Here is a 14,152-nt window from a genome sequence, read left to right on the forward strand (position 1 = left end):
TAGCGAATTGAAACATGCAGTTCCTTGTATAAGTTATGGGTATAAGTTCCATAGCTGTTTTGTACGAAATGAACTGTATGCATCAGTCAGTCATCTGCTCCAATTATTAATACGCAGCCACTCCCCTACGGGAGTGGCTTTTTTTGTATTTTTATAGCATTCACGCATGGAAGGAGATGAACAGTACGGCAATTTCTCATGAACATGTACACGGATCATTTGAACTGCATGTTGTATCTACGGGGGGAGAAGATCAAGCCTCTTTTGTGAAATCAGCAAAGGACGTGTGGCCGTGGGTCGACTATATTCACATACGAGAGAAAGAACTCACATGGCAACAAAAGATCGGTTGGGCTGAAAGTTTGCGTGGCATTGGAGTTCCATCTTGCCGCATCGTTATCAATGGATCAGAACTGCCCTCACAGAATGAAACCTATGGCGGTGTGCACTGGGGGCAAGAGGCTATGCGTATGTACAACACTGCTGTCATAAGCAATGTGCAACGACTTCGTCTGGGTGTATCTGTTCATTCAATCGATGAGGCAAAAATCGCTGAAGAACGGGGAGCCGATTACCTTTTCTTCGGGCATGTCTATGCAACCAACAGTAAGCCTGATCTTGACCCAAGAGGATTGCACGCTCTTGCTGAAGTGTGCTCTGGTGTCTCCGTTCCTGTCATTGCGATTGGGGGCATTAAACCGGCGAACATTCGAGCGATCCGCTCAACGGGAGCACAAGGGGTTGCCGTGATCTCGTACATATGGGGTAATTCACCGGATCGAGCTGCTGCATCATTAAGACAGGCTATTGTAGATACAGAAAGTCTGAGCCGCTGAATCAAGGAGATGAGATGATGAAAGAGATCGTATCGGGTCAGAACAGAAATCATTTCAGTCATCAACTGAAATCTGAACCGGAATCAAGAAGCAAAAGTGTTACGGATAGACCGGATAAGATTCATGCCGAAACTATTATTGTAGGTGGAGGCGTCGTTGGTTGTGCCATTGCATATGAGCTTGCCTCCCGTGGACAGGAGGTACTGCTGGTAGAGCGTTCAGCAATCGCGGGAGGAACTTCGTGCGCCGCGGCTGGAATGCTGGCGGCAGACAGTGAGGAGTTTGCTCATCCTTTGATGGCTAAGCTTGCCAGGCAGAGCAGACAGTTACTTCATGAGCAACAGGTGCTAATGGCTACCCTTAGCGGGTTAGAGGTTGGTCTGCAACGCCAGGGATTCCTGACCCCTTTTCGTTCATACAGTGAATTAAGCAGCTATAAGAACAATCGAAATTCTGCTTTGTCTGCTGATGAGGTGTGGTGGGATCGTTACACTGTGCAACAGGAGACATCATGGCTTAACAGAGATACGTATGGAGCCTACTACAGGCCTTACGAGAGTGAGATTCTACCTGTCAATCTAACAAAGGCATACGCTGCATCCGCTCAAGCAATGGGAGCACGGGTAATGGAAGGGATACAGGATATACGCGTGCAAGCAAACGAACATGGTGTACAGGGGATCAGCACATCGATCGGTGAGATGACATGCAAACATGTCATTATAGCGGCTGGATTACAGAGTGAAGAATTAATGAGACATGTGAATCTGAGCTTGCCTGTGTGGTCGGTAAAAGGAGAAATAGCTGCTGTTCAGTTCTCAGCTGAACATGCAGGGTACAGACCTGATAGAACGGTGTATGCCGAAGATATCTATATTGTTCCGAAAGCCAATGGAGAAGTTTGGCTTGGGGCAACCAGTCTGCCCGGCAGAACGGATCTGAACGTTTCAGTCCAGAGTGTACAGAAGCTGCTAGCAGCAGCTACCTATTGGGTACCTGGAATGAAAGAAGCTCGATTTTTGAGAGCATGGGCAGGCGTAAGACCAGCCACTCCGGATGGACTGCCTTATATAGGTGCTTGCGAGAGTGTTCCCGGGTTGTTCGCCGCCTTTGGGCATTACCGTAATGGTATTTTGCTCAGTGCTATAACAGGCAGACTAATGGCTGAATTGCTTGAGGGCAGTAGCTCAGAAGAACTCGGGATCGAGGAGCTGAGTCCTGAGCGATTGAACAGAAAGGGAGTGGTGCAGTGAACATCATAGTAAACGGTCAACGGATGGAGATTGAAGACGGATTGAATCGTGTGGACAAACTGCTTAAATCTTTTGATCTGCAAGTCAAAACTGTAGTTGTTGAGCTGAACAGGCATATTTTAACACGTGAGTATCATGAAACGACGGCATTAAGAGAAGGCGATCGAATCGAGATTGTACATTTTGTAGGAGGCGGTTGATGATGTTGAATATTGGTAAATATACGTTTGAGTCCAGATTGTTGCTCGGAACAGGCAAGTTTTCTGATCTTGAAGTGCAAAGCCAGGCTGTGGAAGCATCTGAAACGGAGGTTCTAACCTTTGCTGTTCGTCGTCTGAATCTGGAGGAGCGTAACCAGAAACATTTCCTGGATACGTTGGATCTCGATAAATACACTCTTCTGCCAAATACAGCTGGAGCTGCCACTGCGGAAGAGGCGGTGCGCATTGCTGAGCTTGCACGGGCTTCTGGACTTTGTGATATGATAAAAGTCGAAGTTATCGGAGATGGAATGACGTTGCTCCCGGATCCGATTGAAACGTACAAGGCTTGCGAAATTTTGCTTGAAAAGGGCTTCACTGTACTGCCTTATATTTCGGATGATGTCATTCTGGCCAAAAGGCTGCAATTGCTTGGCGTACATGCTGTAATGCCAGGCGCTTCTCCCATCGGAGCTGGTAGAGGCATCATTAATCCCTATAACCTTGAGATCATCATTGAGCAGGCCGTTGTACCTGTAATTGTGGATGCAGGGTTGCGCTCCCCCAAAGATGCTGCTTATGCCATGGAACTTGGTGCCGATGGCGTATTATTGAATACAGCCGTATCCGGATCAGGAGATCCGGTGAGCATGGCTAAAGCGATGCGAATGGGGGTAGAGGCAGGTAGACTGGCATATGAGGCAGGCATGATTCCCGTGAAGCGTTATGCAGCAGCCAGCAGTCCGGTGGAAGGAATGGTTCATACATGACAGATCAATTAACATCTTCCGAGCAGGCGGATCGGTATTCCAGACAGGAACGTTATGCGCCGCTGGGCAAGGAAGGTCAGGCGAAATTAAAGGGCAGCAGAGTGTTAATCGTAGGCGCTGGTGCACTCGGAACAGGAATTGCTGAAACGTTAGTTCGTTCAGGAGTCGGGCACATAACCATCGTGGATCGTGATTATGTGGAGTGGAGTAACCTGCAGCGGCAGCAATTATATGTAGAACAGGACGCGATTGAACGGATGCCGAAGGCGATGGCAGCGGAAAAACGTCTATCTGCCATTAATTCCACCGTTCATGTGGAAGGCAAAGTGTTGGATGTCAGAGTAGATGAGTTGGAAGAACTCGTCCAACATGCAGACTTGATTATGGATGCAACGGATAATTTTGATACCAGACTACTTATGAATGATATGGCACAGAAATACCGTATTCCCTGGATATATGGTGGATGCGTGGGCAGTTACGGCATTACCTATACGTTTATGCCTGGAGATACGCCATGTTTGAACTGTTTGCTGGGAGAAGTCCCTCTTGGGGGAGATACCTGTGATACGTCTGGCATTATTCCTCAAGCGGTACAGATGGTAACGGCGAATCAGACAGCAGAGGCGATGAAGTTGCTTAGCGGCAATACGGGTGCACTGAGACGCAAGTTGTTGTCATTTGACGTGTGGAGGAACGAATACATATCCATTAATGTGGATGGTGCGAAAAAGCAAGACTGCCCTTCCTGCAGCGATACGGCTACGTATCCATATCTTTCTGCGTCCAATCTGGAGAAAACAGATGTGTTGTGTGGCAGGGATACCGTTCAGATCCGGCCTGCACGGCGCATGAATCTGGATCTTCAACATACGGCGGATCGCCTGGACAGACTTCAAGAAGGAAAAGTGGAATCCAATCCTTTTCTGGTTTCTTTTACAACAGGAGCTCATAGAATGGTCATTTTCCAGGATGGACGTGTTCTTGTTCACGGAACAAAAGATACAGCCGAAGCACGTACACTCGTTCACCGCTACTTTGGCTGAAGCAAAAATGAAGCAAAGTCTGTTCCCTTAAGGGAATGGGCTTTTTCATTTTACGGCATGATAACTGTAACAACCTTTGCTGCGAGCAGAAGGATAGAGACAGGCCGGGTGAAAACAGTGAAAACAGCCATATTGCTGATGGGAGCAGGAGAGCAGCTTGACCTTATTCAAGACGTATTATGTTCCGAAGGATATGAGGTGCAACGAAAGGAATGGTCTGAACTTAACCAAACCGTTGAGCCTTCATTGTTACATATCAATCTGATCATCCTGGTAGATAGTGAAAAGGGTCAGGGCTATCGGAAACAGAAGAAAGAAGAGCTGAAACAGTGGATGGATAAAGGTCAGGTTATACCTCTACTGGTTATCACTTCTAATGCATCTCCTCAGTTCATCGTGGAATGGCTGGATTTTGGAGCTAACGACGTGATGGAGGAACCTGTTCACTTAAACGTTATGCTGGCCCGAATACGGAATTTATTGCGAGTTTTTGCGAATGTAAAGCAAGAAGGTGAAGAAGTAATTGTAGTTCATGATCTTAAAGTGAATTTGCGCTCAAGAAGGGTAAATCGTGCCGGAGAGTACTTAACATTAACGCCAAAAGAGTATGAATTGCTCGAATTCTTGGCGTTGCATGTAAATGAAGCATGTACCCGAAGTGATATCTTGCGGGAAGTATGGGGTTATGAGTATGCAATGGATACTAACGTAGTGGATGTATACATCAAACATTTGAGAGTTAAAGTGGACAAGGGAAGGAGTGTGAAACTGATTCATACCGTGCGTGGGATTGGTTACATGCTTCACGACAAAAATTAGATTATACAGTGAATTCCATGAATCACCAGTTTAGATTGTGGCAAAAAGAGGGTAAAAATAAAAGACCGGATAGTAATCTCCGGTCCTTACTGATTAGCAATGATAAGTTCTAAAGTACACGACGAGCTTTAACATACGTTCTCTTCCAAGTACCAGAGTCCAGATCCGAGAGGGTTACGCCTGGAGATCCATACGTATGCAGAATTTTTCCATTTCCAGCATATACACCTACGTGAGTGACATTGGAACCAGTAGAACGGCTGCCACTGGAGAAGAACACCAGATCTCCGACACGCAGATTAGCTTTAGACACAGCCTTACCTTCTTTGGATTGTTTCACGGAAGTGCGCGGCAAATCTACACCATACTTTTTGAAAATATATTTCATAAAAGAAGAGCAGTCAAATACCTTGGTTGTTTTAGTTGAAGCACCAAATTTATATGGAGTTCCAGTAAATTTTTTGCCATAGTTAACAATTTGTTGACCTGTGGATACAGAAGCAGTTGCTGCTTGTGCAACAGGTGCATTAGTCATTAGTACAGCTCCAAAACCTAGTGTAGCGCACAACCCGACGGTTACGGCCTTTTGGACAAAGATGTTTGTTTTCATGTTAGTTAGTACCTCCAAAATTCGTTTTCGTTAAGTTGCTAGAGCGAGTATAACAGCTTTGTAACAGCCTAGAAATTGGATAGAGATGTGTAATCCCTTGTGCCACAGTGGTTTGGGTATGTTTATTAAAATACAATTAAAAATGTCAAAAAATTAATCATTGACGAATGATACATATTGATGAAATAGAAAATACCCTTGAATATCAAGGGTATTTATTACGTGTGGACCTATTATTTTCATTGAATCACTGGTTACAAAAACGTAATAAATAACGATGAAGCATGCTAATAGATTCAATCTTTGCTCTGAATAATCAGTAGTAAGCCACTATCGATGGTGACTGTACCTGAAGTACCTAATAGTTTGTTGCTAACACCTAAGGATTGTCCCATGCGAATCGTGGCTTGATCCAGTGGATACATAAAACCTTCCAGAGTTATTCCTGTAACTTCATGAGTCAAGGGGAGCAGAGAAACATATTTATAGTCACGGTGCTCAACCACAGCTTTGGATGTTGTCAGTGTCATGTAGTTGTGTTTGTCCTGTATCACACAGGAGATGTGATGCTGCATCGCGCGAACCATAATATGTACATTGGCGAGTGTGTGATCCATACGTGTACCTGTAGCACCTAACATTAAGATGTTAGAAGGTTCGAGATCTAGCGCTGTCTCAAAAGCCATTTCTGTATCCGTAAGATCCTTATGAACAGGGTCGCATGTAATGAACTTAATGCTATTGTTGCTTACAAATATACGTTCCTCTTCGGTAATAGAGTCGAAGTCTCCCACTGCAATGTGAGGCTGAATGCCGTGTTCAATCAAAAATAATGCACCGCGATCGGCCGCGATAATCATGTCATCTTCTCGTATTTCCTGAAGTAATTCCACAGATAAGTTACCGCCTGTAAAAATAACAATTCGTTTCATCGTCATTTCATTTCATCCTTCCTAATTCTTTCACCAAACCAGTATAATCCACAAAATGTGGTTGCACAATTTCAGTGCTCGCGGATACAATGGGTAGAGCGACACGGAGATGACTTGAAAAGTGAGGTTTGAACAGGTTGGACTTACACATTTTTGAAGTATTCAGTATTATAGGTACCATCGCATTTGCAATGTCTGGTGCTTTCGTGGCAATGGAAGAGGAATATGATATTTTGGGCGTACTGGTGCTCGGGCTTGTGACTGCATTCGGAGGCGGTATTATCCGGAATGTACTTATAGGTATACCTGTAACGACACTATGGAGTCAGGGATCACTTATTATGTTAGCCTTGGTATCTGTAGCCATTGCGTTTATCCTGCCTCTCAAGTGGATTGGTCACTGGAAGCGAACAGAGGCATTGTTTGATGCAATTGGACTCGCAGCATTTGCAATTCAAGGCGCATTGTACGCAGCGAACATGGGACATCCCATTAGTGCAGTTATTGTTGCTGCAGTAATGACTGGTATTGGTGGAGGCGTTATTCGAGATGTGCTCGCAGGACGTAAACCGCTTGTATTGCGTGATGAAATTTATGCTGTATGGGCAATGACAGCCGGTTTCGTTATAGGTATGGGCTGGTTAACAACGAATGTAGGGCTATTACTGTGTTTCGCAGCCGTTGTGTTCTTCCGGATGTGTTCTGTACATTATAAATGGAAGTTGCCGCGTCGTTCGTTGGTGCCATCGGGTACAGGGGACGTCAGCAGCCAGCCCGAGAGCGTTGTAACACAGCCAGCACCACCGGTACTTCATGGTACGCTAAGCAAGGGGGAATAAATAATATGATTAACGTTTTGTTTGTATGTCTAGGCAATATATGTCGCTCACCAATGGCTGAAGCCGTCCTGCGGCACAAAGTTCTGGAGAAGGGGCTTGAACACCAGATTCGTGTGGACTCAGCGGGTACAGGTGACTGGCACGTTGGTAAACCACCACACGAAGGGACTCGGAAATTGCTGGATACGTACCAGATTTCTTATGCCAACATGGCAGCGAGACAATTCGCCAGCGAAGACTTTACTCAGTTTGATTACATTGTGTGCATGGATAATTCCAATGCAGTTAATGTGCGCAACGTTCCAGGCGGAGCTGAGGCGGAAATCATCAAGTTTATGGACATGCTTCCGGAGGAAAAGCTCAGAGAAGTACCTGATCCGTATCACACAGGCAATTTCGAAGAGGTGTACGAGCTGGTTAATGCAGGCTGCGATGTTCTGTTGAGAAAGATTGAAGAGGAGCATTCACTAGATTAGCAAATAAACATGATCTCATATCTACTTGTAATCGGACAAAGAAGCAGGAGTAGGGTACTCAAGCGATATCCTGCTTCTTTTTCAGATTATAATTGTAAGCGGTATCATTATGGAAGAAAACAATAGCGGCCTTTCAGCCGCCTGTTGATGTGGTCCTTTTATCTTTCCTGGAGAAAATAAAGTAATGCTTCTGGCAATTCCTTCTGCCAAAAGCCCCATTGGTGTTTTCCGTCTTTCTCCTGGTAGGAGACGAGGGCACCTCGTTTTTCCAGCAATTCTCGAGTATCCCGGTTTAATTGAACAAAATCATACGTACCCGTGTCTGCCTCGAAATCAGTCTCTTGCAAACCAACGATCATCCAGATCGAGAGCCAAGACAGATCTTCAGCCGCGGCATAGATTTCCTGTGAAGCTGAATAGAAGGCACCAGACATACTAATGACACGTGTGAACAGATCCGGATATAACAGAGCAAGATGAAGCGAAACACTGCCACCGAGCGAGTCTCCGGCAAGAATGCGTTCCTGCGGAGAAGGGCGTACAGGATATTTCTCTTCTATATAGGGAATAATCTCTTCAGCGAAGCAAGCGGTATATGCCTTGAACCGATCTCCAAATGGGGCATATTCCTGCGTTCTCACAGACACATCCACCTGAACCCCTACAATAATGAAAGGTTCGGCTCCTTCGTCCAGAATAATTTGGTTAGCTGTTGTAGCAATTCGTCCGAAATTAAAAAATTCTTCGCCATCCTGACAATAAACGACAGGGTAGCTAAGTAATTCGTTATAGCCCGGAGGAAGATAAATACGGAGCGTTCGCTTCTCTCCGAGATAACGACTTTCAATCTCTTCCTTGACAATCGTGCGTTTCAAATAGCGGGAATCCGTCATAAAACGTCACCTTTCTCGGTTGATTTTTTGCATTCGACCGCGCAATACGGTAAGATTACCCTTGTGCGGGGTTAGGTCAAACACGCAAACATGTATTATGCTGTTATACCAATATTAAACCCCTGTTATACATACAATCCGGCAGGAAACATAAAAAAATTACGGATTTCTTTGACGTATGGAGTGAAACAGGTGTATAATAATATTATAACAGCGGAACTTGATATTCAAATTTTTTGTTGAGGTGAAGAAAAAAATGAGCAAGGTTCCTTATGAAGTGTATACAGAGGATGTAGAAGCTCTGTCCGTGCTGTCTCCTGACGGCGAAATTGTTAACAAAGACATGATGCCTACACTTTCCGATGATCAATTAAAAGAAATTATGTATCGCATGGTATTTACCCGTACTTGGGATGACCGTGCAGTAAACCTGGGCCGTCAAGGTCGTCTTGGTTTCTATGCTCCAGTATCTGGTCAAGAAGCTACAATGGTTGGTAGTGAATTTGCAATTGAAAAAGAAGACTTTGTATGTCCTGGCTATCGTGACATTCCGCAACTCGTATGGCATGGACTTCCTCTTTATCAAGCATTCTTGTATTCCCGTGGACACCAACATGGTGGACAAATTCCAGATGGCGTTAATGTATTGATGCCACAAATCATCATTGGTGCACAAATTCTGCATGCAATGGGTATCGCTATGGGTTACAAATTGAAGAAACAAAAACAAGTTGTTATCACGTACACAGGTGATGGCGGTTCTTCTGAAGGTGACTTCTATGAAGGTCTGAACTACGCTGGCGTATACAAACTGCCTGTTATCTTCTTCGTGCAAAACAATGGTTATGCCATCACTACTCCTTTTGCTAAACAAACTGCAGCTCTTTCCATCGCTCACAAAGCGGTAGCAGCAGGTATCAAAGGTGTTAAAGTTGACGGTATGGACATCTTCGCTGTTATCAAAGCTGTTCAGGAAGCTGCTGAGCGTGGACGTAACGGAGAAGGCGCAACATTGATCGAAGCAGTAACTTATCGTTTCCGTCCTCACTCCCTTTCGGATGATGCTTCCAAGTATCGTACAAAAGAAGAAGAGGCAGAATGGTCTGCTAAAGATCCTATCGCACGCTTTGCTAAATATCTGGAGAAAAAAGGTCTTTGGACTGAAGAAGATACTGCACGTGTGAAAGAAGAAGCAAAAGCTAAAGTAAATGAAGAGATCAAAAAAGCGGAAAAAACCGAGAAAATGACGATTTCAGGCTTGATCGACAGCATGTTCGAACAAACGCCTAAGCACTTGGAAGAGCAAAAAGCTGATTTCCAATAAGTTTTTTCCGATAAAGCATAAACATCCGCGACTTGAATGTCCCGGTATACATGTAATAATTCAAATGTGAACTGTCAATGTTTAAGGAGGAAATGAAGCAAATGGCACAAATGAACATGAAAGAAGCAATCCGTGATGCGCTTCGCGTGGAGTTGAAACGTGATCCTAACGTTCTGCTTTTCGGTGAAGACGTAGGTAATGTAGGCGGCGTTTTCCGTGTAACGGAAGGTCTGCAAAAAGAGTTTGGCGAAGAGCGTGTATTTGATACACCACTGGCTGAGTCCGCTATTGGTGGTCTGGCTGTAGGTCTGGGTGTACAAGGCTTCCGTCCGGTTGCTGAGATCCAATTCGTTGGTTTTATCTTCGAAGCCCTTGACCAAATGGTAGTGCAAGCTGCTCGTATGCGTTTCCGCTCCGGTGGAAAATACAATTCTCCAATCGTATTCCGTACACCATTCGGTGGCGGCGTAAAAGCGGCAGAATTGCATACAGATTCCCTGGAAGGTCTGCTTACGCAAACACCAGGTATCAAAGTAGTTATACCTTCCAACCCTTACGATGCAAAAGGTCTGATGATCGCTTCTATTCGCGATAATGACCCTGTATTCTTCATGGAGCACTTGAACCTGTACCATGCTTTCCGTGCAGAAGTGCCTGAAGAAGATTACGTTGTTGAGTTGGGTAAAGCGAACGTTGTTCGTGAAGGTTCCGATGTAACAATCATTACTTACGGTATGATGGTTCACACTTCTGTGAAAGCAGCAGATGAACTCGAAAAACAAGGAATCAAAGTTGAAGTTATCGACCTTCGTACGGTTAGTCCGATCGACATCGATACCATCGTTGCTTCTATTAAGAAAACAAACCGTGCGATTGTTGTACAGGAAGCTCAAAAGAGCGCAGGTGTTGCTGCTGAAGTCATTGCACAAATCAATGAAAAAGCAATCCTGCACTTGGAAGCACCGGTTCTGCGTGTAGCTGGTCCGGATACTGTATATCCTTTTGCACAAATCGAAGATTCTTGGCTGCCTAACCCGGCACGTATCGTTGCTGCGGTTAATAAAGTCGTAAATTTCTAATTTAATCATCTGACATGCCGCAAGGCGCAGTATGGTGATTCACACCGCAGCGCAAGCTGCACTGTAAACAGCCATTAGCCCCTTGAGTAACAGTTATTTGCATTAGCAGTAACAGTTGTTTCTTGGAGTTAAGGGTTGTTTTCAGGATTGAGCACATAATCAAGGAGGTTTTTCAGTTGGCTAAATTTGAATATAAATTCCCTGAATTGGGCGAAGGCCTACACGAAGGCGAAATCATCAAGATGCACATCAAAGTCGGTGACAAAGTAACTGACGACGACATCATCATGGAAGTACAGAACGACAAAGCGGTGGTTGAAGTACCTTGTCCGGTTAACGGAACAGTTACAGAAGTATTCGCTAAAGACGGTCAAATCTGCCACGTTGGCGAAGTTGTAGCCATCATCGATGCAGAAGGCGAACTTCCTGAGCAAGACGACGCTCCTGCTGGCGATCAAGGCGAGCAAGAGAAAGATGCAGCTCAAGGCGGAGCCGACACAAGCGGTTCTTCTGCAGCAGCTTCCAGCTCGGATGCAGCTAAAGAGGGCGGCAATAACAGCGTTCCGGCAGTACCTGCCAAAGACGTTCTGGCAACACCAAGCGTGCGCAAATTTGCTCGCGAACAAGGCGTAGACATCGCTCAGGTTAACGGCACTGGCAACAACGGTAAAGTAACCAAAGAAGATGTTGAATCCTTCAAAAACGGTGGCGGTTCTTCCGCAGCCGCATCTTCCGAAGCTCCGGCTCAAGAAGAGAAGAAATCCGCAGCACCAGCAGCAGTTGCAGCTAATCAACACGTTGAAGAAGAGCGCGTACCATTCAAAGGTATCCGTAAAGCGATCTCTAATGCAATGGTTAAATCGGCTTACACAGCACCTCACGTTACAATCATGGACGAAGTGGACGTAACTGAGTTGGTTGCTTTCCGTACTCGCATGAAACCAATTGCAGAGAAAAAAGGAACAAAAGTTACTTATCTGCCATTCATCGTTAAAGCACTGGTTGCGGCTTCCCGCCAATTCCCGGCTCTGAACGCTATGATTGATGAAGAAGCTAACGAAATTGTTTACAAAAAATACTACAACATCGGTATCGCTACAGATACAGACAACGGCTTGATCGTTCCTGTTATCAAAGATGCTGATCGTAAATCGATCTGGATGATCGCTGATTCTATCCGTGATCTGGCAGCTCGTGGCCGCGATGGCAAATTGAGCGCGAACGAAATGAGAGGAAGCACAATCTCCATCAGTAATATCGGTTCTGCTGGCGGTATGTTCTTCACACCAATCATCAACTTCCCTGAAGTTGCTATTCTCGGAACAGGACGCATCAGCGAAAAAGCAGTGATCAAAAATGGCGAAGTCGTTGCAGCACCTGTAATGGCACTTTCCCTGAGCTTTGACCACCGTATCATCGATGGCGCAACAGCACAAAACTTTATGAATTACATTAAACAGCTGCTCGCTAACCCTGAGCTGCTTGTTATGGAGGTGTAAGATATGGTAGTAGGCGACGCTTCTCTCAATATCGACACATTAGTAATTGGTGCGGGTCCTGGCGGCTATGTAGCTGCCATCCGCGCTGCTCAACTGGGCCAAAGCGTATTGATCGTAGACAAATCCGAACTGGGCGGCGTTTGTTTGAACCGTGGATGTATTCCATCCAAAGCCCTGATCTCTGCTGCACACCAATATGAGTCTGCACTTCACGGTGAAGCTTTTGGTATCTCTGCTGAGAACGTAAAAGTGGACTTCAGCAAAACTCAAGAATTCAAAAACGGCGTTGTTAAGAAAATGACTGGCGGCGTAGCTGGTTTGCTCAAAGGCAACAAAGTTGAAGTTTTCAACGGTGAGTGCATGTTCATTAACGAAAACGAAGCTCGTGTATTCAATGATCACGAGTCTCCGCGTTACAAATTTAAAAATGCAATTATTGCAACAGGTTCCCGTCCAATCGAACTGAAACCTTTCCCGTTTGGCGGACGCATTCTGTCTTCGACAGAAGCTTTGAACTTGCCTGAAGTACCAAAAAGCATGATCGTTATCGGTGGCGGATATATCGGTGCTGAGCTTGGTCAAATGTACTCCAAATTCGGTGCGAAAGTAACAATCATCGAAGGTCTGGATACAGTACTGCCAGGTTTCGATAAAGACATGACTAGCCTCGTGGCTAAAAACATGAAGAAAACAGGTATCGAAATCGTTACGGGTGCAAAAGCAGAAAGTGCTGAGCAAACGGACAAAGACGTAACTGTTAAATATTCCGTAAATGGTGAATCCAAAGAAGTTACTGCAGATTACTTGCTGGTAACTGTTGGACGTCGTCCAAACACAGATGGAGAACTTGGTCTCGACATGATTGGTGTTGACGTTGACGAGCGTGGATTTGTCAAAGTTGACCACCAAGGTCGTACCAGCATTCCTCACATCTTCGCTATCGGTGACATCGTATCTGGCTTGGCTCTGGCGCACAAAGCTTCTTATGAAGGTAAAGTGGCTGCTGAAGCAATCGCAGGACAACCATCTGTAGTTGACTACAAATGTATGCCGGCTGTTGTGTTCACAGATCCAGAGTGTTCCAGCGTAGGTTACACTGAAAAAGAAGCTAAAGAAAAAGGACACAAAGTTAAAGCAGGTAAATTCCCTTATGCGGGTAACGGCCGTGCTGTATCTTTGAACCATGCTGAAGGCTTCGTGAAAATCGTAGCTGACGAAGAAAGCGGCCTCGTATTGGGTTGCCAAATCGTAGGTCTGGAAGCTTCCAACCTGATTGCTGAGCTTGGTTTGGCAATTGAGATGGGCGCTACTTTGGAAGATCTGGCTCTCACTATTCACGCTCACCCAACTTTGGGCGAAATCGTGATGGAAGCTGCGGAATTGGTTATGGGTCACCCGATCCACATCATCTCCCGTTAAGATCAACTAAGCTTCGGATTCGTCCGGCATTATACGTAAATCAGAAGAGACGAATGACGCTAACGCGTTATTCGTCTTTTTTTTCTGAGCAAAAGCCGAGAAATTCAATATACTAGTGTATATGATATGATGAAAAGTTACACGCTCAAAACTTTCA

At 45.2% G+C, this 14,152-nt stretch carries 15 protein-coding genes; 12 read left to right on the top strand and 3 right to left on the bottom strand.

The features are described 5' to 3' along the window. Window positions 1–143 precede the first annotated feature (143 nt). The 6 genes from AC4G47_RS12225 (at window position 144) to AC4G47_RS12250 (ending at window position 4,924) form a co-directional block, all read left to right on the top strand. The gene (locus AC4G47_RS12225) at window positions 144–836 is read left to right on the top strand and encodes a thiamine phosphate synthase (RefSeq protein ID WP_491106164.1); all 693 of its coding nucleotides are present in this window, start codon (window positions 144–146) and stop codon (window positions 834–836) included. A gap of 17 nt (window positions 837–853) precedes the next feature. After that, complete coding sequence (gene thiO, locus AC4G47_RS12230; protein WP_491106165.1) at window positions 854–2,089, top strand: glycine oxidase ThiO; 1,236 nt, start codon at window positions 854–856, stop codon at window positions 2,087–2,089. Continuing rightward, a complete protein-coding gene (gene thiS, locus AC4G47_RS12235; RefSeq protein ID WP_145322079.1) occupies window positions 2,086–2,289 on the top strand; it encodes a sulfur carrier protein ThiS in 204 nt (67 codons plus the stop codon). The genes thiO and thiS overlap by 4 nt, the downstream gene beginning before the upstream one ends. Window positions 2,290–2,291: 2 nt before the next feature. Next, complete coding sequence (locus AC4G47_RS12240; protein ID WP_458122887.1) at window positions 2,292–3,059, top strand: thiazole synthase; 768 nt, start codon at window positions 2,292–2,294, stop codon at window positions 3,057–3,059. Continuing rightward, on the top strand, window positions 3,056–4,105 hold the full coding sequence (locus AC4G47_RS12245) for a ThiF family adenylyltransferase (protein ID WP_491106166.1): 1,050 nt from the start codon (window positions 3,056–3,058) through the stop codon (window positions 4,103–4,105). The genes AC4G47_RS12240 and AC4G47_RS12245 overlap by 4 nt, the downstream gene beginning before the upstream one ends. A gap of 108 nt (window positions 4,106–4,213) precedes the next feature. Continuing rightward, window positions 4,214–4,924, top strand: a complete 711-nt coding sequence (locus tag AC4G47_RS12250; RefSeq protein WP_458122885.1) for a winged helix-turn-helix domain-containing protein — start codon at window positions 4,214–4,216, stop codon at window positions 4,922–4,924. A 109-nt stretch (window positions 4,925–5,033) separates the two neighbouring features. On the opposite strand, the gene AC4G47_RS12255 is transcribed toward AC4G47_RS12250, so the two are convergent. Beyond that, a complete protein-coding gene (locus AC4G47_RS12255; RefSeq protein ID WP_458122884.1) occupies window positions 5,034–5,534 on the bottom strand; it encodes a C40 family peptidase in 501 nt (166 codons plus the stop codon). A gap of 296 nt (window positions 5,535–5,830) precedes the next feature. Then, complete coding sequence (locus AC4G47_RS12260; protein ID WP_491106167.1) at window positions 5,831–6,472, bottom strand: thiamine diphosphokinase; 642 nt, start codon at window positions 6,470–6,472, stop codon at window positions 5,831–5,833. A gap of 131 nt (window positions 6,473–6,603) precedes the next feature. Here AC4G47_RS12260 and AC4G47_RS12265 point away from each other — a divergent pair, with 131 nt between their 5' ends. Beyond that, window positions 6,604–7,305, top strand: coding sequence for a trimeric intracellular cation channel family protein (locus AC4G47_RS12265; protein ID WP_458122882.1), 702 nt, complete (start codon window positions 6,604–6,606; stop codon window positions 7,303–7,305). 5 nt (window positions 7,306–7,310) lie between these two features. Continuing rightward, window positions 7,311–7,781 carry a low molecular weight protein-tyrosine-phosphatase gene (locus AC4G47_RS12270; RefSeq protein WP_491106168.1) on the top strand — a complete coding sequence of 157 codons (471 nt, stop codon included), beginning with the start codon at window positions 7,311–7,313 and terminating at the stop codon, window positions 7,779–7,781. Between the two features lie 158 nt (window positions 7,782–7,939). Here the strand turns inward: AC4G47_RS12270 and AC4G47_RS12275 are convergent, their stop codons facing one another. Continuing rightward, entirely contained in the window at window positions 7,940–8,674 is a 735-nt protein-coding gene (locus AC4G47_RS12275; protein WP_074095466.1) for an alpha/beta hydrolase, read from the bottom strand. 256 nt (window positions 8,675–8,930) lie between these two features. Here AC4G47_RS12275 and pdhA point away from each other — a divergent pair, with 256 nt between their 5' ends. The 4 genes from pdhA (at window position 8,931) to lpdA (ending at window position 13,995) form a co-directional block, all read left to right on the top strand. Further along, entirely contained in the window at window positions 8,931–9,998 is a 1,068-nt protein-coding gene (pdhA, locus tag AC4G47_RS12280) for a pyruvate dehydrogenase (acetyl-transferring) E1 component subunit alpha (RefSeq protein WP_017688072.1), read from the top strand. 101 nt (window positions 9,999–10,099) lie between these two features. Then, complete coding sequence (locus AC4G47_RS12285) at window positions 10,100–11,077, top strand: alpha-ketoacid dehydrogenase subunit beta (protein WP_458122880.1); 978 nt, start codon at window positions 10,100–10,102, stop codon at window positions 11,075–11,077. Window positions 11,078–11,253: 176 nt separating this feature from the next. After that, complete coding sequence (locus AC4G47_RS12290) at window positions 11,254–12,576, top strand: dihydrolipoamide acetyltransferase family protein (RefSeq protein WP_458122879.1); 1,323 nt, start codon at window positions 11,254–11,256, stop codon at window positions 12,574–12,576. Between the two features lie 3 nt (window positions 12,577–12,579). After that, window positions 12,580–13,995 (top strand): dihydrolipoyl dehydrogenase, encoded by a 1,416-nt coding sequence (gene lpdA / locus AC4G47_RS12295; protein WP_124115257.1) that lies wholly within the window; start codon window positions 12,580–12,582, stop codon window positions 13,993–13,995. The last annotated feature ends 157 nt before the right edge of the window (window positions 13,996–14,152 follow it).

The sequence above is a fragment of the Paenibacillus sp. Negev47 genome (assembly GCF_058313655.1).

Excerpts from the sequence above, each read along its gene's own strand:
- thiO (WP_491106165.1), top strand. The coding sequence starts at position 854 with ATGAAAGAGATCGTATCGGGTCAGAACAGAAATCATTTCAGTCATCAA.
- AC4G47_RS12240 (WP_458122887.1), top strand. The coding sequence starts at position 2,292 with ATGTTGAATATTGGTAAATATACGTTTGAGTCCAGATTGTTGCTCGGA.
- AC4G47_RS12245 (WP_491106166.1), top strand. The coding sequence starts at position 3,056 with ATGACAGATCAATTAACATCTTCCGAGCAGGCGGATCGGTATTCCAGA.
- AC4G47_RS12255 (WP_458122884.1), bottom strand. The coding sequence starts at position 5,534 with ATGAAAACAAACATCTTTGTCCAAAAGGCCGTAACCGTCGGGTTGTGC.
- AC4G47_RS12260 (WP_491106167.1), bottom strand. The coding sequence starts at position 6,472 with ATGACGATGAAACGAATTGTTATTTTTACAGGCGGTAACTTATCTGTG.
- AC4G47_RS12270 (WP_491106168.1), top strand. The coding sequence starts at position 7,311 with ATGATTAACGTTTTGTTTGTATGTCTAGGCAATATATGTCGCTCACCA.
- AC4G47_RS12275 (WP_074095466.1), bottom strand. The coding sequence starts at position 8,674 with ATGACGGATTCCCGCTATTTGAAACGCACGATTGTCAAGGAAGAGATT.
- pdhA (WP_017688072.1), top strand. The coding sequence starts at position 8,931 with ATGAGCAAGGTTCCTTATGAAGTGTATACAGAGGATGTAGAAGCTCTG.
- AC4G47_RS12285 (WP_458122880.1), top strand. The coding sequence starts at position 10,100 with ATGGCACAAATGAACATGAAAGAAGCAATCCGTGATGCGCTTCGCGTG.
- lpdA (WP_124115257.1), top strand. The coding sequence starts at position 12,580 with ATGGTAGTAGGCGACGCTTCTCTCAATATCGACACATTAGTAATTGGT.